We start from the raw sequence: 24,150 nt of genomic DNA, 5'->3' as shown, positions 1-24,150 counted from the left end.
CGCAGGATTTACGGTTCGTTTCAAAGCTGCTCATACTGTGGGCGTTCCCCGCGGCTATGCTTCGTTGCACGCACAATAACCTCGAAGGGGGACAAAACAATGAACAACACATTCTGGAAGGCCGCACTATGCGCGGCAGCGGTGCCGTTCGCACTCGCAGGATGCGGCGGCGGCGACGATGGCGGCAGCCCGCAAACCGGCACGCTGCATGTCGCGATGACCGATGCACCGTCATGCGGCTTCGATCACGTATTCGTGACCGTTTCTCAGGTCCGCGTCAATGCGAATGGGAATGCTTCCAATAACGACGCCGGCTGGTCGACCATCACGCTGGCGACACCGCAGAAGATCGACCTGCTGTCGCTGACCAACGGCGTGCTCGCCGATATCGGCCAGACCGCCTTGCCGGCCGGCCAGTATCAGCAGATTCGCCTCGTTCTCGCGCCGAACCAGGGCAACACCCTCGCGAACTCGGTCGTCCCGACGGGCGGCACGGAACAGGCGCTCGCGACGCCGAGCGCGACGCAAAGCGGTTACAAGATCATCCAGCCTTTCACGGTCCAGCCGAACACGCTCGTCGACCTCGTGCTCGACTTCAACGCGTGCAAGTCGATCGTCCAGCGCGGCAACGGCACGTATGCGCTGAAGCCGGTCGTCACCGCGATCCCGACCGTCGTGAGCGGCGCGATCTCCGGCTATGTCGCCTCGGCCGAAGCCGGCGCGACCGTGTATGCGGAACAAGGCGGCAAGGTGGTCCGCGGCACGGTTGCCGACAACACCGGAAAATTCGTGCTGTCGCCGCTGATCCAGAGCTCGACGCAAGGCAACTACGACGTCGTGATCGTGCAGAACAACTTCGCGTCCGGCATCGTCCGCTCGGTCCCGGTCGTGGTGAACACGACCACGGCCGTGTCGGCGTCGACTGCCCCGATCACGCTGCCGGCATCGACGATGAGCACGGTCGGCGGCACGGTGACGGCAAGCGCCAACGCGTTCGTGCGCGCGTTGCAGACCGTCGCTGCGAACGCGTACGAGATCACGTCGATCAACGCGAATCTGGATACGGGTACGTATGCGCTCAACGTGCCCACGGCCGCGCCGATCGTCGGCACGTACTCGGGCTCGCTGCCGGTCGCGCTGGCCGCGTCGCCGACCGCCGCGGCACAATACACGATCGAAGCGGACGCAGCGTCGGGCGCAACGCAATCGACGAACGTCAACGCGACGACCAGCCAGTCGAACGTCAATTTCAGCTTCTGACGCGTCGGCAGCATCATCGAAAGGGCCGCGCGGCCCTTTCCTCAATAAACGGGAGAACGAAGTGAAGAAAGGGGTTATCGCATTGCTCGCCGCGGCGAGCGTGGTCGGCGCGCTCAGCGGGTGCGTCGCATACGTGCCGGGTCCGCCGGTCGTCGTGGCACCGCAGGGCGGGCCGGGGAACGGGTTCTGCCCGCCCGGACAGGCGAAGAAAGGCAATTGCTGATTGCACGAGGCCCGCGTATTTTGCGGGCCTTTTTCATGGTCGCTGCATGACGGGCATGGTGGCGGAATGGCGGAAGGCAGCCGGAGTCGAACCGACCCGGGAGTGTCTGACACCCCCAACCGGGTTTGAAGCCCGGCCGTACCACCGGATACGAATGCCTTCCGTGGGGAAAAAAACCAAAGAACAACGAGCGCCTACGCCTGTACACCCACCCAACCGCTGTCAGGCCGCAGGAAGTGAAGATCGCGGTGGAAGCGAGTATACCCAACCCGATCGAAGAACTCGAGAATCTGGATCGCGCGCTTGCGGCCGAGCCCCGTCGCATCGCGAAACGTCGCCGCGTCGAGCCCGCCGCCGCGCGTCGGCGCGAGATGCGCGACCAGCCCGGCCAGCTCGCGCACGACATCCGCGTGATAGAACAGGTCGCGCACGACCTGATGCACGTCGCCGCGCCGCGCGAGCTTGCGCAGCAGCGTGCGCACGGCCTCCTCCTGCGCGCCCGTGTCGCGCGCCAGATCGCGGACCCACGGCGGATCGAAACGCCCCGCATGAATCAGCGGCAGCAATTGCTGCGCCAGCGCTTCCTCGCGCGCATCGAAACTCACCGAATGCGACGGCAGATGCAGCCACGGCCCGCTTCGCACCACCTCCCCGCCGTCCACCAGCGCATCGACCAACGCACGCCACAGCGCATCGCCGACGAGCGGCGCCGCCATCCGCCGCAGGCGCGCCGCATCGAGCCCCTGCTCGTCCGGCACGCGTTCGTGATACGCGCGCAGCGTATCGATCGCCCGCGCCTGCAGCGCGTCCCAATGCACCCGCGCGATCACCGTGCCGTCGTTCGACGCGCGCTCGCGCTGGCCGATCGCCAGTGCGTCGTCCGGCAACGCCAGCACGTCGGGCGCGAAGCCCGTCAGGTGCGTGAGCATCGCGCGTGCGATACCGAGCGGCGCCTGCGCGAGCAGCGCATCGAGCCGCCCTTCGTCGAGCCACGCGGCCAATGCGTCGAGCCATGCGCGGCGCGCGGGCGTGCGACGCTTGCGGGCGGGACCGAACGGATCGAGCACTCGACCGCCGCCGACGGTGCGCGTCGCCTGCGGATTGCGGACGATGAAGCGATCGCCCGGCAGCGCGAACACCGGTTCGTCGAACACCAGTTGCACGCGCATCGTGTGGCCCGCCGCGAGCGTATCGCCGTCGAGCAGCGCGACGTGCGCGACGCGATGCAGCGTGCCGAGATGCACGTGCACCGGCGCCCAGTGCGTCAGCGTGAGCCCCGCATCGGCCAGCAGCGTCAGTTCGACGTCGAGACGCGGCGACGTCGCGACGAGCCGCGCATCCGCGACGGTGTCGCCCCGCTCGACGTCCGCACGGTCGACGCCGGCCAGGTTCAACGCGCAGCGCTCGCCCGCGCGGCCCGCGTCGACCGGCCGGTTCTGCGCATGGATGCTGCGCACGCGCGCCGCGCCGCCGGTGCGCACGACCGCGAGCGTGTCGCCGGTCGCCACGCGGCCCGCGAACGCGGTGCCCGTCACGATGGTCCCCTGCCCGGCGAGCGTGAACACGCGATCGACCGCGAGCCGGAACAGGCCGTCGTCGCGGCGCGCACGCCACGCGAGTGCCGCATCGGCGAGATGACGCTTCAATGCGGCGACGCCCGGATCGTCCTCGCGCGTCGCGCAGGTCTCGAAGATCGGCGCGCCATCGAGCGTCGAGCCGTGCAGCCACGCGGCGATCTCGTCGCGCACCGCCGACAGGCGCGCGGCGTCGACCCGATCGCACTTCGTCAGCGCGACAGCACCATGCGCGACGCCGAGCAGTTGCAGGATCGCGAGGTGCTCGCGGGTCTGCGGCATCACGCCGTCGTCGGCGGCGATCACGAGCAGCGCGAAGTCGATCCCGCTCGCACCGGCCGCCATCGTATGAATCAGCTTCTCGTGGCCCGGCACGTCGATCAGGCCGAGCACGTCGCCGTTCTCGAGCGGCGTATACGCATAGCCGAGCTCGATCGAGATGCCGCGCGCCTTCTCTTCCTTCAAGCGGTCGGTGTCGACGCCGGTCAGCGCGCGCACGAGCGTCGTCTTGCCGTGATCGATGTGTCCCGCGGTACCGACGATCATGCAGCCGGCCCCGCGACCTGCGCGCATTGCGCGACGAATGCCGCTTCGTCCGCCGCTTCGAGGCAGCGCAGGTCGAGCCGCAGCGCATTGTCGGCGATGCGGCCGATCACCGGGCGCGGCCATTCGCGCAACCGTTTCTCGAGCTGCGCGAGCGCACGGCCGCCGCGCCTGCCGTCCGGCGTGCGCACGACAAGCCCGGCGCTCGGCAACTGGTCGACCGGCAACGCACCGCTGCCGATCTGGCTGAACATCGGCTCGACCTGCACGTCGAAGCCGCCGCCGAGCGCGGCCTGCAACGCCGGACGCACACGCTCGGCGGCCTCTGCGATCTCGCGCTGCGGCCGCGTCAGCAGACGCAGCGTGGTGAGCCGCTCGCGCAGGAATTCCGGCGCCTGGTACAGCCGCAGCACGGGTTCGAGCGCGGCGAGCGTCAGCTTGCCGACGCGCAGCGCGCGCTTGAGCGGATGTTTCTTGATCTTCGCGACGAGCGCGCGATCGCCGACGATCAGCCCGGCCTGCGGCCCGCCGAGCAGCTTGTCGCCGCTGAACGTGACGAGGTTCGCGCCGGCCGCGACGGTTTCCTGCACGGTCGTCTCGTGCGGCAGGCCCCATTGCGACAGATCGGCGAGCGTGCCGCTGCCGAGGTCGACCGCCACCGGCAGCCCGTGCTCGCGCGCGAGCGGCGCGAGTTCGGCCAGCGTCACTTCCTTGGTGAAGCCGCTGATCGCGTAGTTGCTGCAGTGCACCTTCATCAGGATCGCCGTGCGCGGACCGATCGCGTCCGCGTAGTCGCGCAGATGGGTGCGGTTGGTGGTGCCGACCTCGCGCAGTTTCGCACCCGCACGGCTCATGATGTCGGGAATGCGGAACGCGCCGCCGATCTCGACGAGTTCGCCGCGCGACACGATCACTTCTCGTTTCGGCGCAAGCGCCGACAGCACGAGCAACACGGCCGCGGCATTGTTGTTGACGACGGTCGCGGCTTCCGCGCCGGTCAGTTCGCACAGCAGATCGTCGATCAGGTCGTCGCGGTCGCCGCGACGGCCGGTGGCGAGGTCGAATTCGAGGTTGATGGGTTGCGTGAGCGCGTCGACCACCGCGCGCACCGCGTCGTCGGGCAACAGCGCGCGCCCGAGATTCGTGTGCAGCACGGTGCCGGTCAGGTTGAACACCGCGCGCACGGTGCCCGCGCTCTGCGCGGCCAGCGTGCGGGCGACGGCCGCCGCGATGCGCGGCTCGTCGAGCGGCCCGGCCGCCGGCGGATCCTGCTGCGCGGCGGTGCGCCAGCGTTCGAGTTCGGCGCGCACCGCGTTCAGCACGCGCGTACGTCCATAGTCGGCGAGCAGCGGCTGCAGCGGCGCCGACGTCAGCACGCGCTCCACCGACGGCACGCGTGCGAGGACGGCATTCAGTTCATTCAAACCCGGTTCGGTCACGTAATGGTGGCTCCAATTCCATGCGCGGCAGGCAGCCGGCGCAGGCGCTCGCGCGCGCCCCGGCTCCGTACCGTCATTCCGCTTCGCGCGACATGTCCGGCCACAGCAGCGGGTTCGGCGAACTGCGCTGGTAGCCGGCTTCGTTCATCAGCAGGTCGAGCGTGAGGCTCGCGAGATCGTCCGCCAGCGGCTCGAACTCGTAGTCCTTCTCCTGGTAGCCGATCTTGCGATAGGTCTTGCATTCGTCACACGACTCGGCCTTGACGGCTTCGCTGCCGCCTTCGATCCCGTGGTAGGCGATGCCCTTGGTCGAATCGCAGTGCGAACATTTCGTGCGCACCATGTGCCACTCGGTCGTGCACAGCCCGCACTGCAGGAAACGGTAGCCCTGGTACTGGCCGCCGACGCGCACGACGCTCGCGACCGGATGCGTGCCGCACACGGGGCACAGCCCCGGTTGGTCGAGATACGGGACGTCGGCCGGTGCCACGCGGGTCGCGAGATCGGTCCAGACGACCTGCAGCGCGGCCATCAGGAACGGCGCGGTGGCCGGGTCGACTTCGGCGAAGCGCAACGCGAGGATCGCGTCGGCCTGCGCGTCGAGTTCGGCGGGCGCCATCAGGCGCAGCCGGTCGAGCAGCTTCGCGAGCGACGGATTGACGAGCCCGGCGCTTTCGACGCGATCGAGCAGTTCGTACAGCACGGCCCGCCACTGCGGGTTGCGCTCGCCGTCGAGCGCCGGCACGAGGGGCATCGAATGCTGCTGCGCGCGTGCGATCGCTTCGGGCGACGGCATCGGCAGTTCCAGCGCCTGCAGCGTCGCGTGCTGCGCGTCGGCAACGGTCGCCATCAGCCGCAGGTAGCCGCTGATCGGGTTCAGGTCGGCAAGCTTGCGCAGCCGGGCGGCACGCGCGGCGAACGCGGTGCCGCGCTCCGGCAGGCGAAAGCGCGGAATGGCCGAATGATCGAGCGCCGAAATCTCGGTCGGTTCGAGAATGCGTTGTGTCACGAAAATGTCTTCCAAATAAACAAGCGCCGACAGGTCGGCGCTTCAGGCGATTCCGACGGCTGACGGAACGGCCCGCCGCGATCGGCGAGCCGCCCCGCTCCAGTGCGTTATTTCACGCTTTCACGGAACCACTTCGGGTGATGCTTGCGGGCCCAGCCCAGCGTGACGGTGCCGCGCACCATCGCCCCGATCGAGCCCTTCACCCACAACGCCGCGTAAATGTGCACGATGATGCTCGCGATCAGCACGAAGGCCGCCACGGCATGCACGACAGCGGCCGCGCGGATCACCCCGATCGGGAAGTAGAACGAGAAGTAGCGCCGCCAGATCACGATCCCCGACAGCAGGAGCAGCAGCAGGCACGCCACCAACGTGAAGAATAGCAGCTTCTGTCCGGCGTTATAGCGCCCGACGGGCGGCAGCTTGTCTTCCTGGTTGGTCAGCACGTCGCCGATCTGCTTCAGCCATTGGCGGTCGTCCGCGTCGAGCGTGTTGTGATGCCAGAAGCGCACCACGAGAATCGCGAACGACACGAACATCACGAGACCGACGAACGGATGCAGGATCCGCGTCCACTGGCCGCCGCCGAACAGCGCGGTGAGCCAGAACATCGACGGATGGAACAGCGCGAGCCCGGACAGCGCGAGCAGCACGAACGTGATCGCGGTGATCCAGTGGTTCGTGCGCTCGTTCGGCGTGTAGCGGACGATCAGGTTGGGGTCGTCGTGCTTCATTTTGCGTCCTCCTTGATGCGTCGCGCCTCGTCGCGGGCGGCGGCTTCCTCTTCCTCGCTGACCTCGTTCGGACCGACCCGCGTGTAGTGGAAGAACCCGGCCAGCGCGGTCAGCGCGAGGCCGGCGACCGCGAGCGGCTTCGCGATGCCCTTCCACAGCCTCACCATCGGGCTGATCGACGGATTGTCGGGCAGCCCGTGGTACAGCGACGGTTTGTCGGCGTGGTGCAGCACGTACATCACGTGCGTGCCGCCGACGCCCTGCGGGTCGTACAGCCCCGCATGCTCGAAGCCGCGCTCCTTCAGGTCCTCGATCCGCTCGGCCGCGTGCTGCTTCATGTCCTCCTTGGTGCCGAACACGATCGCGCCGGTCGGGCAGGTCTTCACGCAGGCCGGTTCCTGGCCGACCGCGACGCGGTCGGAACAGAGCGTGCACTTGTACGCGCGATGATCCTTCTTCGAGATCCGCGGCACGTTGAACGGGCAGCCGGTCACGCAATAGCCGCAACCGATGCAGTTCTCCTCGTGGAAATCGACGATCCCATTGTTGTACTGCACGATCGCGCCCGGCGACGGACACGCCTTCAGGCAGCCCGGATCCTCGCAGTGCATGCAGCCGTCCTTGCGGATCAGCCACTCGAGGTCGCCCGCCGGGTTCTCGTATTCGGCGAAGCGCATCACCGTCCACGAGTGCTCCGACAGGTCGGCCGGGTTGTCGTACACGCCGACGTTGGTGCCGACCTCGTCGCGCAGGTCGTTCCACTCCATGCATGCCGTCTGGCATGCCTTGCAGCCGATGCATTTCGATACGTCGATCAGCTTCGCGACGCTCCCGGTCACCGGTTCGCGCGCCGTGGGCGGCGGCGTCGTGGTGGCCGAGACGCGCTTGATATCCAGCGATTGCAATGCCATCTCTTCCCCCTTACGCCTTTTCGACCTTCACCAGGAACGACTTGAATTCCGGTGTGTACGAGTTGCCGTCGCCTACGGACGGAGTCAGGGTATTGGCGAGATAGCCGGGCTTCGTCAGACCCTTGAAGCCCCAGTGCAACGGGACGCCGACCGTCTGGACCTTCTTGCCCTCGATCGTCAGCGGCTTGATCCGCTTCGTGACGAGCGCGACCGCGACGATGTAGCCGCGCTTGGACGACACCTTCACGCGATCGCCGTGCGCGACGCCGACTTCCTTCGCGAGGTCTTCGCCGATCTCGACGAATTGCTCGGGCTGGATGATCGAGTTCAGCCGCGCATGCTTGGTCCAGTAGTGGAAATGCTCGGTCAGCCGGTACGTCGTCGCGACGTGCGGGAACTCCGATGCCTTGCCGAACGACGCGCGGTCGTCCGGGAACACGCGGGCGGCCGGGTTGTTCAGCGCCTGCGGATTGTCAGGGTGCAGCGGGTTCGCCGCGAGCGGCGTCTCGAACGGTTCGTAGTGCTCGGGGAACGGACCTTCGTTCATCCCCGCGCGGGCGAAGAAGCGCGCGACGCCTTCCGGGTTCATGATGAACGGCCCCATCCCGTTCTCGGGCGATTCGTCCGCCTTGAAGTCCGGAATGTCGGGGCCCTTCCACGCGCTGCCGTTCCAGCCGATCAGCTTGCGGGTCGGGTCGAACGGCTTGCCGGCGACGTCGCACGATGCGCGGTTGTACAGGATCCGCCGGTTGGCCGGCCAGGCCCACGCCCAGTTCAGCGTCTGGCCGATGCCGGTCGGGTCCGAGTTGTCGCGCCGCCCCATCTGGTTGCCGGCCTGCGTCCAGGCGCCGCAGAAGATCCAGCAGCCGCTCGCGGTCGTGCCGTCGTCCTTCAGCTGCGCGAACGCGGCGAGCTGCTCGCCCTTCTTCACGAGCGTCTTGGCCGGATCCTTCGGGTCGGGCAGGTCGGCGAGCGCACGGCCGTTGAACTCCATCGCGAGCTCTTCGGGCGTCGGGCTTTCCGCGTTCGCGTACGGCCAGGTCAGGTTCACGATCGGGTCCGGATACTTGCCGCCGTCCGCCTGATACATCTTGCGCATGCGCAGGAACAGCCCCGACATGATCTCGAGGTCGCTCTTCGCGTCGCCCGGCGGCTCCGCGCCCTTCCAGTGCCATTGCAGCACGCGGCTCGAACTGACGAGCGAGCCGTTTTCCTCCGCGAAGCACGTGGTCGGCAGCCGGAACACCTCGGTCTGGATCTTCGACGCATCGACGTCGTTGTAGTCGCCGTGATGCTTCCAGAACTCGGATGTCTCGGTCGCGAGCGGATCCATGATCACGAGCCACTTCAGCTTCGCGAGGCCGGCCGCCGTCTTCACCTTCGACGGCGCCGCCGCGAGCGGGTTGAAGCCCTGGCAGATGTAGCCGTTCATCTTGCCAGCATTCATCAGCTCGATCGCCTGCAGCAGGTCGTACTGCTTGTCGAGCTTCGGCAGGTAGTCGTAGGCCCAGTTGTTCTCGGCGGTCGCGGCGTCGCCCCACCACGACTTCATGAAGCTGACGTGGAACGCCTTGTAGTTCTTCCAGTAGCTCAGCTGGTTCGGCCGCAGCGGCAGTTGCACGCGCTTCTTGATGTAGGCGTCGAAATCCTGCTCGGCCTGCATCGGCAGCGTCATGTAGCCCGGCAGCAGGTTCGACATCAGCCCGAGGTCGGTCAAGCCCTGGATGTTCGAGTGGCCGCGCAGCGCGTTCATCCCGCCGCCGGCGATGCCGATGTTGCCGAGCAGCAGCTGCACCATCGCGCCGGTGCGGATCATCTGTGCGCCGACCGAATGGTGGGTCCAGCCGAGCGCGTACAGGATCGTGCCGGCGCGGCCTGGCACGGCCGTCGTCGCGAGCATCTCGCACACCTTCAGGAATTTCTCCTTCGGCGTGCCGCAGGTCTGCTGGACCATGTCCGGCGTATAGCGCGCGTAGTGCTGCTTCAGCAGGTTGTACACGCAGCGCGGATGCTGCAGCGTCGGGTCGACCTTCGCGAAGCCGTCGTCGCCCTGCTCGTAGTCCCAGCTCGATTTGTCCGGATACGCGTGCTTCTCGGCGTCGTAGCCGGAATAGATGCCGTCGTTGAACGCGAAATCCTCGCGCACGATGAACGAGAAGTCCGTGTAGTTCTTCACGTACTCATGCTGGATCTTGTCGTTCGTCAGCAGATAGTTGATCACACCGCCCAGGAAGACGATGTCGGTGCCGGTGCGGATCGGCGCGTAGTAGTCGGCCACCGAGGCCGTACGCGTGAAGCGCGGGTCGACGACGATCAGCCGCGCCTTGCGGTGCGCCTTCGCCTCCGTCACCCACTTGAAACCGCACGGATGGGCCTCGGCTGCATTGCCGCCCATCACGAGAATCACGTCCGCGTTCTTGATGTCGACCCAATGGTTCGTCATCGCTCCACGGCCAAACGTCGGGGCAAGACCTGCCACCGTCGGGCCATGTCAGACACGCGCCTGATTGTCGAATGCGAGCATCCCCAGACTGCGGACAGTCTTGTGCGTGAGATAACCGACTTCGTTGCTGCCCGCCGACGCAGCCAGCATGCCGGTGGTCAGCCAGCGGTTGACCTTCGCGCCGTCTTCCGCCGTCTCGACGAAGTTCGCGTCGCGGTCGGCCTTCATCAGCTTCGCGATCCGGTCGAGCGCGTCGTTCCAAGAGATGGGTTCCCACTTGTCCGAGCCGGGCGCACGATACTCGGGGTGCGTCAGGCGGTTCGGGCTGTGGATGAAATCGATCAGGCTCGCACCCTTCGGGCACAGCGTGCCGCGATTGACGGGATGGTCGGGATCGCCTTCGATATGGATGATGCTCGGCTGCGCATTCTTCGCGCCGTCACCGAGGCTGTACATCAGGATGCCGCAACCCACTGAACAATAAGGACAGGTGTTGCGCGTTTCGACTGTGCGCGCCAGCTTGTACTGTCGGACCTCGGCGAGCGCTTCCGTTGGAGAAAAGCCCAGCAGGGCAAGACTCGATCCGGCAAGCGACGTGGCCGTCACCTTCAGGAACTGGCGCCGGGACATTTGTAGCATGATGGTCTCGGCGTTTTTGTGGGGTGGGGTGAAACTGAAAGGAATTATAGACAGTTCAGGCAACTATGATCGATTCGTCGGATCAATACCGATTTGCCGATCCACCGATGTCCTGCGTTCAACGCACAACCGAACCGTCATGAAACGACAGATCACGTCCGAGGCGACCCGCCTCGCGCAACAACAGGCCAACTGGGCACTCAACGCGTTCAGGCGCTTCTCCTCCGACCGCTGCTCGGCGATGGCCGCGAGCATCGCGTTCTTCTCGGCGTTCTCGCTCGCGCCGACGCTCGTGATGGTGATCGCCGTGGCCGGCTGGTTCTACGGCGACGATGCCGCACGCGGCCAGGTGTTCGAGCAGGCCCACCAGTTGATCGGCGACGATGCGGCGGCCAGCATCCAGACGATCGTGCAGAACGCGCATCGCGCGGGCCAGCGCGGCGGCATCGCGACGCTGATCTCGTTCGCCGCGCTCGCGATCGGCGCGTCGGCGACGTTCGCGTCGCTGAACACCGCGCTCTCCGTGATCTGGCCGAGTACGGAAAGCCGCTGGTCGAGCATGCTCGGGCTCGTGCGCGTGCGGCTCATTTCGTTCGGGCTCGTGCTCGGCGTCGCGTTCCTGCTGATCGTGTCGCTCGTGCTCGATACCGCGATCACGTTCATCGGCACCTGGCTGCTCGGCGATTCACCGTATGTCGCGATCACCAACCTGTTGCAGTTCTTCGTCGGCATCGCGGTGCTCGCGGGCGCGTTCGCCGCGCTGATGAAGTTCCTGCCCGATGCGCGCGTCGCATGGCACGACGCGACGATCGGCGGGATCGTGTCCGCGATCCTGTTCTCCGGCGGCAAGAAACTGTTCGCGTTGTATCTCGCGCACGCGGGCACGGCCAGTGCGTTCGGCGCGGCCGGATCGTTCGCGGTCCTGCTGATGTGGCTGTACTTCTCGGCGGCCGTGCTGCTGCTCGGCGCGGAATTCGCGGCCGCGCGCGGCGATGCGCATCGCCGCAACCGCAACGTCCCGGCTGCGGCCGCGCCGACGGATCGCACCGCCGATCGCTCAGGCGGCAACTGAATCCCCACGTATTTTTTCCCGCGCGGCCGCGCGACGCGCGCGCCGCATCGTCGCCCTACGCGACTGCCTTCGCTTCCGCAACCCACCCGGCCGCCGCGCGTTGATGCGTTCTTTGCATCAGCGCGCGATGCGACCTGCAACGGCAAACGTTTGCACGCGTCGATTTCCGTGCGCCAACCGGCCAAACGCGCCCCTCTGCCGCCGAACGCACCAACCGCTGCAACAATCGCGGCGCAGCAATTGTCAACTATTTCAAAAAGAGGAACAGTCCTTGATGTGCTTGATATATATAGACTTTTTCTCGCTGTTACCTTTTCGAGACACTTTATTTTTTAAGCTTTCTTGCAGGTATGGCACTGAGCTATTCTCCAATCCGCAACAAATAATGAATGACGAATCATTTGCGTGGAGATACTCAACGATGAAGAAACTCGCACTCTCGACCCTCTCGCTCGCCCTGCTGGGCGCCGCTGGCGCTGCTCACGCTCAGTCGAGCGTGACGCTGTACGGCGTGATCGATACGTCGATCGCATGGGTCCACGGCAACGACGGCCAAGCCAACAACTCGTGGCAAATGCTGTCGGGCAACCTGCAAGGCAGCCGTTGGGGCCTGAAAGGTGCTGAAGACCTCGGCGGTGGCCTGAAGGCGATCTTCCAGTTGGAAAACGGTTTTGATCCGGGCACGGGCCACCTGAACCAGGGCGGTCGCATGTTCGGTCGTCAGGCATACGTCGGCCTCGAGAGCGCCCAGTACGGTACGCTGACGCTCGGCCGCCAGTACGACCCGCTGGTCGACCTGGTCCAGGCAGTCACGGCTGACAACTACTTCGGCAGCGTGATGGCAACGCCGGGCGACGTCGACAACAACGACAACTCGCTGCGCGTCAGCAATGCAATCAAGTACACGTCGCCGGTCTGGGCAGGCTTCCAGGTCGAAGGCATGTACGCCCTCGGCGGCGTCGCAGGCAAGACGGGCTCGGGCCAGACGTGGTCGGTCGCAGCTGCCTACAACAACGGCCCGGTCGGCGTTGCAGCAGGCTACTTCTACGCAGCCAACCCGTCGCCGACGACGGCTGTCGGCCGCGCAGGCTGGGGTTCGACGACGTCCGACGCGATCTTCGACGGCCCGATCAACTCGGGTTACGCAACGGCGAAGTCGATCGCGATCGCGCAAGTCGCAGGCCAGTACGCACTCGGCCCGGTGACGTTCGGCCTCGGCTACAGCAACGCACAGTACAAGCCGGACGCATTCTCGGGCTTCGGTTCGACCGAAAAGTACAACACGGGCCGCGCGTTCGTGACGTACCAGGTCACGCCGCCGCTGCTGCTGGGCCTCGGCTACTCGTACACGAAGGCAACCGGCGACACGAGCGCGAAGTACCACCAGGTCGGCATCGGCGCGGACTATTCGCTGTCGAAGCGCACGGACATCTACCTGGTTGGCGCATACCAGCACGCGAGCGGCACGCAGCTCGTCGACGGCGTGCAGCAAAGCGCGCAAGCGTCGATCGCTTCGTACGGCTTCGCCGGCAAGAGCTCGGCCGAACTGGTCGCACTCGGCATTCGCCACAAGTTCTAAGAAGTACGTTTCCGGTGTGCACGGCGTCTCCGACGCCGTGCCGCCGAACTGCAAAACCAGTCACCGGTTTCGGCCGTGGCTGGTTTTTTTTCGTCCGTTGCCGGCGGCGCCGTGGCGAGCGGCGACCGTGGCCGGCACCCGTGGGTACGGCAACCGGCCGGGAGCGGCGCCTGGGCCGCCTGTCGCGCGCCGGAAGCGTGTCCGGAGGATCCGGATACCCTGCATTGTCGGACCGCGGCATACGGCCGGTCAGGCGCATGCCGCACTGGCTACCACCGCGCTCCCATGTTCCTGCTGACGCGCGCCTGGAGGATCCGGCGTCGCAACGGACGCATGTGTGTCCACCCTGCCGATTTCGCTACCGCGACGCGAAGCACTATGCTTCGACGTGTCGATTTCGACGGCCTTCGTCCGTCGTATCGATGGCGGCACGCAGATTGCCCCGTTCCTCACCGACACACCCGACAGGAGACGCTCCATGACGATTCAGAAGATCACGCCGTTCCTCTGGTACTCGACGGAAGCCGAAGAAGCCGCGGCCTTCTATGCGGGCATTTTCCCGGACTCGCGCGTCGTGCGCGTCACGGCGGTCGCCGGCACCAGCGGCACCCGGATGGTCGAGTTCGAGCTGTTCGGGCAGCCGTTCATCGCGATGAGCCACCCGCGCACCGAGACGTTCAACCATGCGATCTCGCTGATGATCAGTTGCGCCGACCAGGCGGAACTCGACCGCTACTGGAGCGCGCTGCTCGACAACGGCGGCACGGCCGACGGCTGCGGCTGGCTGCGTGACCGCTTCGGCGTCTCGTGGCAGATCGTGCCCGACGCATTGATTCCGATGATGGCCGACCGCGACGAGGTCAAGGCGGCGCGCGTGGCCGCTGCCATGATGCAGATGACGAAGTTCGACGTCGCCGCGCTGAAGGCCGCATACGCCGGCACGGCGGGCTGACGAAGTCACGGACGCTGCGTGCCCTTCGCGCGGGCAGCACGCATGTGCAGCGCGCGCGGTTCGCGCACGACCGCGGTTGTCCACCGGATTGCATCGCGCCGCGACGCAATCGCGGGCAGCGGGCGCTCGTGCGACGCTACTTCGACAGCATCGCTTCGACAATCCGTCGCGCGTAGCGCACGAACGCGGCGACCGTCACCCGCAGGTCGATGTCGCTGCGCGCCGTCGCGTGCCGAGCCGAACCCGAACCGATGCGTCGCCTGCGGCATCGCGCCGGGATGCCGCTCGATCGCCGCACACGCGGCAGTCGCCTGGTCGGCGATCCCGACGGGAACGATCGCTGCGTTCATCACGCGATGACTCGCGCGACACACGCGCAATGCGCAGCGATGCAAGACCGCGCGCCGGCACGAACACGACGATCCGGCCATCGGCGCAAGCGGCCCGCGACACAGGATGCGCGTCATATCATGCCGTATCCGCGCAGTGCGATGCCGAAGCGGCCGCGCGATTTACGCGGCGCAATAAAAATCCCCGTACGCTTTCGCGTACGGGGATCGTCGGACATCGCAACGGCCGCCGACCTGCAATCGGCGACCGTTACGCGGCATTACGCAGCCGCGTCCTTCAGCTTCTTCAGCGCACGTGCCTTCACGCGCACGCTGGCCGGCTTTGCCGGGAACCAGCGCTCTTCGCCCGTGAACGGATCCTTGCCGAAGCGCTTCTTCTTCGCCGGCACGACTTGCGCCGTGATCTTCAGCAGACCCGGCAGCGTGAACTCGCCTGCGCCCTTCTTGTGGACCGAGCCCAGCACGACGTTCTCGAGCGCGACGAGCACTGCCTTGACCGCCTTCACTTCGACAGCTGCACGCTCAGCGATGTGCGTTGCGAGCGATGCCTTCGTGAACTTGTCCTTCAGCGGCGTCGGAGCGGCCGGTGCTGCCTTCGCGACAGCCTTCTTGGCCACTACTTTCTTCGCGGGCGCAGCCTTTTTGGCAGCCACTTTCTTGGTGGCCGGTGCGGCAGCCTTCTTGGCCACCTTTTTTGCGGAAGTCGCCATGTTTCTCCTACCAGGTGTGGTCGTTGGATACACGAAGCGTGCAACGCGCGCGCTTCAACGCCGGATTCTACAAGCGCCGTGACGCTTCGTGCAGTACTTTTATGCGTTTTCGCGGGGTTTCCCGCAGGTTTTGTTGCGCGCGACCGACTTCGCCGACGCTCGAGCAACGAAAAACGCCTTCACGTATACGTCGAAACGCGTCCGAACGCGAATTACGTTCGATATTTGCGCACCTATACTGACCTCGCTCAGTGCCCCGGATGCCTTCATGCGCGAAGTCAGATACGTCAAAGGACTCGACGGCCTGCGAGCCCTCGCCGTCATCCTCGTTTTCCTGTCCCACAAGGGCCACGTCCTCGCTGTCGACGTGGGCAAGCTCGGTGTGTGGACGTTCTTCTTCATCAGCGGATTCCTGATCGTCGGCGAACTGCATCGCAACCGTCAGGCAATCGAGAGCGGCACGATGACGCGCCGCCATGCGCTGGCGCTGTTCCTCGCGAAGCGCGCGCTGCGGATCTTTCCCGTCTACTACCTGCTGCTCGCCGCGCTCGCGATCGCGCACGCGCTGTTCTACCAGCGCGGCGTCAATCTCGGGCTCGCGTGGCACGCCACGTTCCTGTCGAACTACTGGATCGGCGTCGTCAAGGACGGCTGGCCGGGCTCCACGTCGCACTTCTGGAGCCTCGCGGTCGAGCAGCAGTTCTATTTGATCGCGCCGCTCACGCTGCTCGCGGTGCCGGCCGCGCGCCACGTCGCGCTCGGCGTCGCGGCCGTCGCGCTGTGCGCGCTCGCGCATCTCGCGCTCTACGCGCTCGACGCATCGCCGGTGCTGATCTACGCGTTTTCCCCGTGGAATTTCGCGCTGATCGCGCTGGGCGGCGTCGGCGCAATGGCGCTCGCCGATCGCGGCAAGGACGTCGTCCGCCGCATTCCGCCCGGCTGGCTCGGCGCCGCCGGCGTCGCGTTCTTCCTCGCGCTGCCCGCGCTCACGACGCTGCCGGACGTCGTCACGGGGCTCACGGATCTCGGCCTGTCCGCGTCGCTCGGCGCGTTGATGCTGTGGATCGTCACCGAACCCGACCACCCGGCCGTCGCACTGCTCGACTGGGCGCCGCTCGTCTATCTCGGCACGATCAGCTACGGCTTCTACCTGTTCCACAACCTGATTCCGGCACGTCTCGGCGAGATGCCGACGCTGTTCGCGCGCGTGCCGATGCCCGCAATCGCCCGGGACGTGCTGCCGGAACTGCTGCAGTTCGCGCTCGCCGTGCTGCTCGCGCATCTGTCGTGGCGCTATCTGGAAAAACGCCTGCTCGACTTCAAGAAGCCGATCGCCGCGATGCTGGCCCGGTACTTCGTCGCACGGCCGGGCACGTCGCCGCGCTGAGCGGAGCACCTGAATCGTCGCGCACGCACCTGTTCGACGCCGCCCGGATTCAGCACCGCCGATCACCCGCCGCCCCACGCCTGCGCGGCGAATGCACGCAAAAAAGCCCCGGCGCACAAGGCAGCCGGGGCCAACGGAACAACCACCACCTGAAACAGCGGAGCAGCGCGGCTGCTTATGCGACAGCAGCCAGCGCGGGCAGGCAGGTACGCAGGTACGCCTCGAATTCGCGGCTCACTTCCGGATGCTGGAGCGCGAGTTCGACGGTCGCCTTGAGGTAGCCGATCTTGCTGCCGCAATCGAAACGCGTGCCGTAGTAGCGATACGCGAGGACCTGTTCGTTCGCGAGCAGCGACTGGACGGCGTCGGTGAGCTGCAGTTCGCCGCCCGCGCCCGGCTTGAGCTTGCGCAGGTGATCGAAGATCGTCGGCATGAACACGTAGCGGCCGACCACGCCGAGGTTCGACGGCGCGTCTTCCGGCGCCGGCTTCTCGATGATGCCCGACAGCTTGATGATGTCCTCTTCCCACTCGCGGCCTTCGATGACGCCGTACGAGCGGCTGTCCTCGCGCGGGATCGTCTCGACCCCGATCACCGAGCTGTGATAGTGGTCGAACACGTCGACGAGCTGCTTGAGCACCGGCTGTTCGCCATGCAGCAGGTCGTCGGCGAGAATCACCGCGAACGGCTCGCCGTGCACGAGCTTCTCCGCGCACAGCACCGCATGGCCGAGGCCGAGCGCTTCCGGCTGGCGCACGTAGAAGCAGTTCACGTGGCTCGGCTTGATGCCGCGCACGAGTTCGAGCAGCTTTTCCTTGCCGCGCGCCTCGAGTTCGGCCTCGATCTCGTACGACTTGTCGAAGTGATCCTCGATCGCGCGCTTGCTGCGCCCGGTCACGAAGATCATCTCGGTGATACCGGCGTTGATCGCTTCCTCGACCGCGTACTGGATCAGCGGCTTGTCGACGACGGGCAGCATTTCCTTCGGGCTCGCCTTCGTTGCCGGGAGGAACCGCGTGCCGAGACCGGCGACGGGGAACACGGCCTTGGTGACTTTCAACATGTTCGCATCCTGATTGCGTTGACTGCGCCGCGTCGCTGGACGACGTGGCGCGATTGTTTTCCGAACGGCATATCGAGAACCGGCGGCACGGCCAATTCCACTCCGCTCATTTTCGATATGGACCGATTGCCCAGGTTTTTCGGAAAAGAGATAATCTGCGCATCCGGTCGATATTGCCGAACCCGGCACCGATACAGAAACAAATTACCGATTTTCCGGATACAAATTCTTACGATTCGAATTCCTCGATATACGGGACGCCGCCCCGCTCGAGCCCCGGGCGAATCGGCTCGTTCTTCAGCGCCTCGCGGTACGCCGACAGCACGGCCATGACCAGCAGTACTGCCGCGCTCGCGATCCAATGCATGTCCATCTTGCCGCTCCTTGCATCAATCAACTGGAGCTTCAAACTATCAGAAAAAAATCGGCAAATAATTGTGGCGGCGTCGAAACCGCTTTCAGACCGGAATAACACCACTATCTGAAATAGCACTATTTCCCGGCGCGATTTTTTTATTGATTCGAGCGAATTCTTGCGCATTACGATTGGACCATCCCCTTCATCCGTCGCAAGGAATCGAATCGCATGCAAGCTTTCAGCGGATCGTCTTTGGCTGCGCCGCCCGTCGCCGACCACAAGGAACACGTGATCGACGCGATGCGCGGGTTCGCGGCGCTGCTCGTCGCTTATTTCCACTGCCGCCAGGTCGTCTGGGTCGGCATGCAGAGCTTCCATCACGCTTACGGTCATGCGCTGAGCCCGAGCGCGATCGCCGGCTACCTGACCTTCCCGTTCGCATGGGGCTCCGCCGGTGTGCCGATCTTCTTCGTGATCAGCGGCTACTGCATCCACCGCAATGCAGCGCTCAAGCTCGCGGCCAACCCCGCGTACCGGCTCGACGCGCCGAACTTCTGGGCGCGCCGCTTCGCGCGCATCTACCCGGTGCTGCTCGCCGCGCTGCTGTTCACGCTCGCAATGGACGCGGTCAGCCTGCAGATCGCGCCGGTCAGCCACAAGATCCGCGACGTCGGCATCACCGCGTTCCTCGTGAACCTGTTCTCGCTGCAAGGCGTCGCCGGCTACACGTACGGGTCGAACGGCGCACTGTGGACGCTGTCGCTCGAAGTGCAGTTCTACGCGATCTACCCTCTGCTGTTCGCACTGCGCCGGCGCATCGGCATGCCGGCCATCGTCGCGGCCGTCGCGCTCGTCAACGTCGCGTCGGCGTGGCTGCTCGAACGGCACGACCTGCAGTTCTTCACGTCGTACTGGCTGTCCTGGACCGTCGGCGCGTGGATCGCCGACGTGCGCGCGCAGCCGGTGCGCGGCACGGCCGCCGTGCCGTCGCGCGCGTGGTACCTCGCGGCGGCCGTGCTGCTGGCCGCAGGCTGCGGCGCGTTCCATTTCGGCCAGTACGGCGCGTTCCAGCTGTGGGCGGCCGGCTTCGCGTGCTTCCTGTACCGCGCGCTCGCCTGCCCGCCGCGCCCGACGCCGCTGCTGCGCGTGCTCGGCTGGTTCGGCGACTTCAGCTACTCGCTGTACCTGATCCATCTGCCGCTGTTCGTCTGCCTCGGCTCGGTGCTGTTCCACTCCGAACTGCAACTGTCGATCTGGCCGTCGATCGCGTTCATGGCTGCCGCGATTCCGGTCGCCTACGTGTTCTACCGGCTGTTCGAACGCCCGGCGATGATGTGGGCGGCCAGCCTGAAGCCGACCCGCACCGCCCGCGTCGTCGCACCGGCCCCCGAACGGGCCGCCTGAACGGCGCCGTTCGCGCGCTCGCGGCCCCCGCCCGGCGTCAGGCTGCGCGGGGGCTTTTTTACGGGCAGGACGGCGCGAGGATGCATTTGCGCGTCGCGACGCGGCGGGCACGACGTACCGAAGTGCGCAAGCCGCGGCGTCATGCGCCGCCTGGGCGGCTGAACGGCGGTCGCGTCGCCCGACCCCTCACGCGATCCGCGGCAGGACCACACGGCGCCGCTCCTGGCGTCCCGCGAAGCGATTACGAACCCGGCGGCGGCCGGATTCACGCCCGCTGCGACGCATCGCTCCGCCGCCCGAGCGCATCGTCGTTGCAGCCCGCATCCCGCGACCCGGGCCGGCCCCGCATTCCGCCGCTCACGCTCACGCAATCGCTCGGCTTTGCGCAGATTACGGATTCGTCACGTGCGGCGTGCCCGCTGCGCGACAGGCTCGGCCCCGCCCAAAGCGCAAAGCCCCCATGCAGCGCATCACCGCATGGGGGCCCGGTTCCGCCGGTTCACGACGACACGCTTCACATGCCGCCGCCAATCACCTACCGCTTCTTCGCCTTCGCAGCCTTCGCCGTATCCGCGAGGATCTTCTCGACCCGCGCCACATAGGTTTCGGTGCCGAACCGGCGCACCGCGGTCGACCGCCCGCTCACGACGAGCCGCTCGCGCAGCGCGGCGTCGCGCTGCAGCCTGCCCAGCGCGTCGGCCAGCGCGGCCGCGTTGCCCGGCTCGCAGAGCAGCCCGTTTTCGCCGTCCTCGATGATCTCGACGACCCCGCCCGCGCGGGCCGCGACCACCGGCCGCCGCGCAAGCATGCCCTCGACGATCACGCGCCCGAACGGCTCCGGCGTGATCGACGTATGCGCGACCACGTCGACCGCCTTCATGCACGCGGCCACGTCGCGCTGGAAGCCGAGGAAATGGACACGGTCGTCCATCCCGTGACGCGCGACGATCTCGTGCAGCTGCGCCGCGTATTCGTCCTCGCCGAACAGCGGCGCGCCGACCAGCACCACGTGCATGCCGGGATGGCGAGCCGCGGCCTCCAGCAGCAGGTGCTGCCCCTTCCAGTGCGCGAGACGGCTGAACGAGCCGACCAGCCATGCGTGCTCGGGCAGCCCGAAGCGCGCGCGCAGCGCGGCCTGGCTCGCATGGTCCAGCGCGTCGAACGGTTCGGCCGAAATGCCGTTGAACACGACGTCGACGTGCTGCGGCGTGAAGCCCGTCAGCGCACGAAATGCCTGCGCGGACGCGTCGGAGTTCGCGATCACGCGCGTGACGCCGAGCCGCGCGCAGTACTTGATCGCCATCAGTTGCTTGCTGCCGAAATGGTCGCCGCTGACGATGTCGCGCAGGTGCCAGACCACCGGCTTGCGCGCGAGCCGCCCGGCCAGCGCGGCGACCACCATCGCGCGCTGCGTGTTCGCGTAGATCACCTCGGCGCGGCGTGCGCGCCGCGCGACGTCGCGCACGAGCGCGACCAGCTGCTTCAACGCGCCGGCCGACACGCCGCCCTGCTTGCGCACCCCGGCGAGCGCGCCCTGGTCGAGCACGTCGACGCGCGCGCCGATTTCGTCGAGCGCCGCGCGGAACGGGCCGTCGTCGAACAGCAGCACATCGGCGTTCGCGCGCATGTGCTTCATGATCTCCAGCAGCGACAGCTCCGCACCGCCGAGCACGCCGCTCTGGTCCAGCACGAGCGTCGCCGGGCCGCGCGCGGCCGGCATCGGCGCGACGGCCGTGCCGCGCTGAGCGGTCGAGCCGGGCAGCGCCGTCTCCACATAATCGAGAAAGCGCCGCCGGAACGTGTCGGCGGAAAAGCGCTCCGCATTCGCGCGGCACGCGTGCGCCGTGAAGCGCTGCGGCGCGCGCTCGAAATCGTCGACCGCCGCGACGATCGCATGCGGCGTCTGTTCGTCGAAGAACAGCCCGGTCGGCTGCGCGTGCGAGCGCGGCTCGAGCACGGTCTCGAGCGCGCCGCCCTTGCCGTACGCGATCACGGGCGTGCCGCACGCCTGTGCCTCGACCACCGAAATCCCGAAATCCTCCTCGGCCGCGAACACGAACGCCTTCGCGCGCCGCATCCGGTCGTGCAGCACCGCGAACGGCTGGTAGCCCATGATCTCGACGTTCGGGCCGGCCTTCGCGCGGATCTTCTGCATCTCCGGGCCGTCGCCGATCACGACGAGCTTGCGCTCCGGCGTGCGCGAGAACGCTTCGACGATCAGGTCGATCTTCTTGTACGGCACCATCCGCGACGCGGTCAGGTAGAAATCGTCCTTCACCTCGTTCAGCGAGAAGCCGTCCACGTCGACCGGCGGGAAGATCACCGCCGCGTCGCGGTGATACACCTTGCGGATGCGGCGCGCGATGAACGCGGAGTTCGCGACGAAGCCGTCCACCGCGTTCGCGGTGCGCGTATCCCAGTTGCGGATGTAATGCAGGATCATCCGCGCGAGCAGCGACTTCGGCCCGTGCGTCAGGTTCGACTGTTCCAGATACTGGTGCTGCAGGTCCCACGCGTAGCGGATCGGCGAATGCACGTAGCTGATGTGCATCTGGTCCGGCCCGGTCAGCACACCCTTCGCGACCGCGTGGCTGCTGGAGATCACGAGGTCGTAGTCCGACACGTCGAGCTGCTCGATCGCGAGCGGCATCAGCGGCAGGTAGCTGCGGTACTTGGTGCGTGCGAACGGCAGCTTCTGGATGAACGAGGTCGTCACCGGCTTGCCGCGCACGAACGCGCGGTCGTCGAGAAAATCGACGAGGCTGAACAGGTCCGCGTCGGGAAAGCACGCGACGATCTGTTCGAGCACGCGCTCGGCGCCGGCGTACGTGACGAGCCAGTCGTGGACGATCGCCACGCGCAGCGGGCGCGACGCATCGCGTGCGCTCGCCTGCCCGGCCGGTTTGCCCCGGCGCAGCGTGGCGGCGTCACCGGCTTCGGCCGCGGCGGCATCGGCCGTGGCGAGGTTCAGGATGGCGTGTTCCGCCAGATCGCGATTCATACGGTTTTCCTCGCATTGAGACGGACGAACAAGTCACGCACCAGCGCCCGCAAGGCCGGCGTCATCGTGAACGACCACGCCAGGTTCAGCACCAGCACGACCGCGCAGAGGCCGATCGACTCGCCGAGCCCCGACCACGCTTGCGCGAGAAACAGGCTCGCGAGCAGGAAGGCGAGATGCGCGAGCATGTCGAGCACGATCGCGCGCATCCGGATCGCCGACAGGTACAGCAGCACGCCGTAGTCGACCAGCGCGCGGGTCGCGACGACCACCGCCGCGCCGATCAGCCCGAAGTGATGAATGCCGAACCACAGGCCGCCGACGAAGAACGGCATCTCGATGAGCCCGGCGAACGCGGCGCGCGCCGGGTTGACCTGCGACTGGATCAGGATCCGCGTGACGCTCGCCTGTCCGACGAGCCACACGCTGATCACCAGCACGCGCCCGACCGGCGCGGAATGCGCGGCGAGATCGGCGCCGACCCACAGCGTGAGGAACGGCGCGAGCGCGAAGATCGCGACGATGCCGACCGGCGTGAACACGCCGTTCAGGAATTCGAGCGACTGGCGCGCGAGCGTGTCCGCGTGATCGCGGCCGACCGCCGACAGGCGCGGGAACAGCGTGCGCACCAGCGCGTTCGGCAGCATGTTCAGCCGCGTGACGAGGTTCTGCGGAACCGTGTAGTAGGTGACGAACTTCGCGCCCATGCCGGCGCCGAGCATCACGCGATCGAGCGTATCGGCGACCATGCTCGCCATGCTCGCGATCAGCATCCAGCCGCCGAAGTTGAACAGCCCTTTCGCGGTGCCCCACTGCGGCGGGTCGATGCGCCGGATCCCGAGCACCTTGATGCTCGCGTGACCGAGCATCACCGCCGCGATCAGCCGCGCGACGACCGCGGCGGCGAGCACCGTCTGCAGGTTCGGCGCGATCCACCACGCGGCGCCGAGCGGCAGCAGCTGGAACAGGAACGTGCCGATCGTCTGGTTCGTGTTGAACACGCCGAACCGTTCGGCGCCGTTGATCGCGCCGGCGAACACCCACGACACGTTCGCGAGCGGAATCGCGAGCGCGAGCCACGGCAGCGCGAGATACACCTCGTGCTGCATCGCCGCCGACACCTTCGTGAAGTACTCGGTGTAGATGAACGCGCCGAAATAGATCAGCAGCCCGCCGACGACGCCGGTGCCGAGATTCAGCCAGAACGCGCTCCAGAACACGCGCGCGCTTTCGTCGGCGTCGCCGCTCGCGAGCGCCTTGGAGATGTGGTTCTGCGCGGCCATGCTCATCCCGAGATCGAGGATCCCGAAATAACCGATCAGCGTCCACACGAGGCTGACGACGCCGTAGCGCTCGACGCCCAGCGCGTGGATATACGCGGGCACCGTCACCAGCGACACGAAGGTCGGCAGGATCAGCCCGATGAAGTTGATCGAAACGTTCTTGAGTATGCCTTTGTCCATGCTTCTGCCTTGTGTGACGGCGACTGCAACGACGGT

17 protein-coding genes and 1 tRNA gene are annotated in these 24,150 nt (G+C 66.7%); 6 read left to right on the top strand and 12 right to left on the bottom strand.

Annotated features, from left to right (window positions below):
- Positions 1-99 precede the first annotated feature (99 nt).
- On the top strand, positions 100-1,260 hold the full coding sequence (locus U4Z31_RS07115) for a DUF4382 domain-containing protein (RefSeq protein ID WP_321809828.1): 1,161 nt from the start codon (positions 100-102) through the stop codon (positions 1,258-1,260).
- A gap of 290 nt (positions 1,261-1,550) precedes the next feature.
- Here the strand turns inward: U4Z31_RS07115 and U4Z31_RS07110 are convergent.
- From U4Z31_RS07110 to fdnG, 7 genes are all read right to left on the bottom strand, one after another.
- Positions 1,551-1,646 (bottom strand) — tRNA-Sec (locus tag U4Z31_RS07110).
- 31 nt (positions 1,647-1,677) lie between these two features.
- Positions 1,678-3,603: a selenocysteine-specific translation elongation factor gene (gene selB / locus U4Z31_RS07105; RefSeq protein ID WP_321809827.1), complete on the bottom strand. Its 1,926-nt coding sequence runs from the start codon at positions 3,601-3,603 to the stop codon at positions 1,678-1,680.
- The gene (gene selA / locus U4Z31_RS07100) at positions 3,600-5,039 is read right to left on the bottom strand and encodes an L-seryl-tRNA(Sec) selenium transferase (protein WP_321809826.1); all 1,440 of its coding nucleotides are present in this window, start codon (positions 5,037-5,039) and stop codon (positions 3,600-3,602) included. The genes selB and selA overlap by 4 nt, the downstream gene beginning before the upstream one ends.
- Before the next feature lie 73 nt (positions 5,040-5,112).
- On the bottom strand, positions 5,113-6,048 hold the full coding sequence (gene fdhE / locus U4Z31_RS07095) for a formate dehydrogenase accessory protein FdhE (RefSeq protein WP_321809825.1): 936 nt from the start codon (positions 6,046-6,048) through the stop codon (positions 5,113-5,115).
- Positions 6,049-6,155: 107 nt separating this feature from the next.
- The gene (locus U4Z31_RS07090; RefSeq protein ID WP_044843841.1) at positions 6,156-6,782 is read right to left on the bottom strand and encodes a formate dehydrogenase subunit gamma; all 627 of its coding nucleotides are present in this window, start codon (positions 6,780-6,782) and stop codon (positions 6,156-6,158) included.
- Positions 6,779-7,693 (bottom strand): formate dehydrogenase subunit beta, encoded by a 915-nt coding sequence (gene fdxH / locus U4Z31_RS07085; RefSeq protein WP_124521880.1) that lies wholly within the window; start codon positions 7,691-7,693, stop codon positions 6,779-6,781. Before fdxH ends, U4Z31_RS07090 begins: the two co-directional genes overlap by 4 nt.
- A gap of 10 nt (positions 7,694-7,703) precedes the next feature.
- A complete protein-coding gene (gene fdnG / locus U4Z31_RS07080; RefSeq protein ID WP_321809824.1) occupies positions 7,704-10,775 on the bottom strand; it encodes a formate dehydrogenase-N subunit alpha in 3,072 nt (1,023 codons plus the stop codon).
- 139 nt (positions 10,776-10,914) lie between these two features.
- Between fdnG and U4Z31_RS07075 the strand changes: the two genes are divergently transcribed.
- From U4Z31_RS07075 to U4Z31_RS07065, 3 genes are all read left to right on the top strand, one after another.
- The gene (locus U4Z31_RS07075) at positions 10,915-11,847 is read left to right on the top strand and encodes a YihY/virulence factor BrkB family protein (protein WP_321809823.1); all 933 of its coding nucleotides are present in this window, start codon (positions 10,915-10,917) and stop codon (positions 11,845-11,847) included.
- A 421-nt stretch (positions 11,848-12,268) separates the two neighbouring features.
- Positions 12,269-13,426, top strand: a complete 1,158-nt coding sequence (locus tag U4Z31_RS07070; RefSeq protein WP_044843836.1) for a porin — start codon at positions 12,269-12,271, stop codon at positions 13,424-13,426.
- Positions 13,427-13,904: 478 nt separating this feature from the next.
- Entirely contained in the window at positions 13,905-14,378 is a 474-nt protein-coding gene (locus U4Z31_RS07065; protein WP_044843835.1) for a VOC family protein, read from the top strand.
- Between the two features lie 610 nt (positions 14,379-14,988).
- Here U4Z31_RS07065 and U4Z31_RS07060 read toward each other — a convergent pair.
- A complete protein-coding gene (locus tag U4Z31_RS07060) occupies positions 14,989-15,438 on the bottom strand; it encodes an HU family DNA-binding protein (RefSeq protein WP_011548077.1) in 450 nt (149 codons plus the stop codon).
- 268 nt (positions 15,439-15,706) lie between these two features.
- Here U4Z31_RS07060 and U4Z31_RS07055 point away from each other — a divergent pair, with 268 nt between their 5' ends.
- Positions 15,707-16,825 carry an acyltransferase gene (locus U4Z31_RS07055; protein ID WP_321809822.1) on the top strand — a complete coding sequence of 373 codons (1,119 nt, stop codon included), beginning with the start codon at positions 15,707-15,709 and terminating at the stop codon, positions 16,823-16,825.
- Between the two features lie 175 nt (positions 16,826-17,000).
- On the opposite strand, the gene galU is transcribed toward U4Z31_RS07055, so the two are convergent.
- On the bottom strand, positions 17,001-17,888 hold the full coding sequence (galU, locus tag U4Z31_RS07050; RefSeq protein WP_124486375.1) for a UTP--glucose-1-phosphate uridylyltransferase GalU: 888 nt from the start codon (positions 17,886-17,888) through the stop codon (positions 17,001-17,003).
- A gap of 229 nt (positions 17,889-18,117) precedes the next feature.
- Positions 18,118-18,261 carry a hypothetical protein gene (locus tag U4Z31_RS07045; RefSeq protein WP_006479318.1) on the bottom strand — a complete coding sequence of 48 codons (144 nt, stop codon included), beginning with the start codon at positions 18,259-18,261 and terminating at the stop codon, positions 18,118-18,120.
- Between the two features lie 213 nt (positions 18,262-18,474).
- Here U4Z31_RS07045 and U4Z31_RS07040 point away from each other — a divergent pair, with 213 nt between their 5' ends.
- On the top strand, positions 18,475-19,650 hold the full coding sequence (locus U4Z31_RS07040) for an acyltransferase (protein WP_321809821.1): 1,176 nt from the start codon (positions 18,475-18,477) through the stop codon (positions 19,648-19,650).
- 535 nt (positions 19,651-20,185) lie between these two features.
- On the opposite strand, the gene U4Z31_RS07035 is transcribed toward U4Z31_RS07040, so the two are convergent.
- Both U4Z31_RS07035 and U4Z31_RS07030 read right to left on the bottom strand, forming a co-directional pair.
- Positions 20,186-22,651, bottom strand: a complete 2,466-nt coding sequence (locus tag U4Z31_RS07035) for a glycosyltransferase family 4 protein (protein ID WP_321809820.1) — start codon at positions 22,649-22,651, stop codon at positions 20,186-20,188.
- Positions 22,648-24,114 carry a flippase gene (locus tag U4Z31_RS07030; protein ID WP_321809819.1) on the bottom strand — a complete coding sequence of 489 codons (1,467 nt, stop codon included), beginning with the start codon at positions 24,112-24,114 and terminating at the stop codon, positions 22,648-22,650. The genes U4Z31_RS07035 and U4Z31_RS07030 overlap by 4 nt, the downstream gene beginning before the upstream one ends.
- Between the last annotated feature and the right edge of the window lie 36 nt (positions 24,115-24,150).

The sequence above is a fragment of the Burkholderia sp. BCC1985 genome (assembly GCF_905339915.1).
GTDB lineage: Bacteria > Pseudomonadota > Gammaproteobacteria > Burkholderiales > Burkholderiaceae > Burkholderia.
The sequence above is the reverse complement of the archived record's forward strand: the minus strand, read 5'-3'. Positions and strand labels throughout refer to the sequence as shown.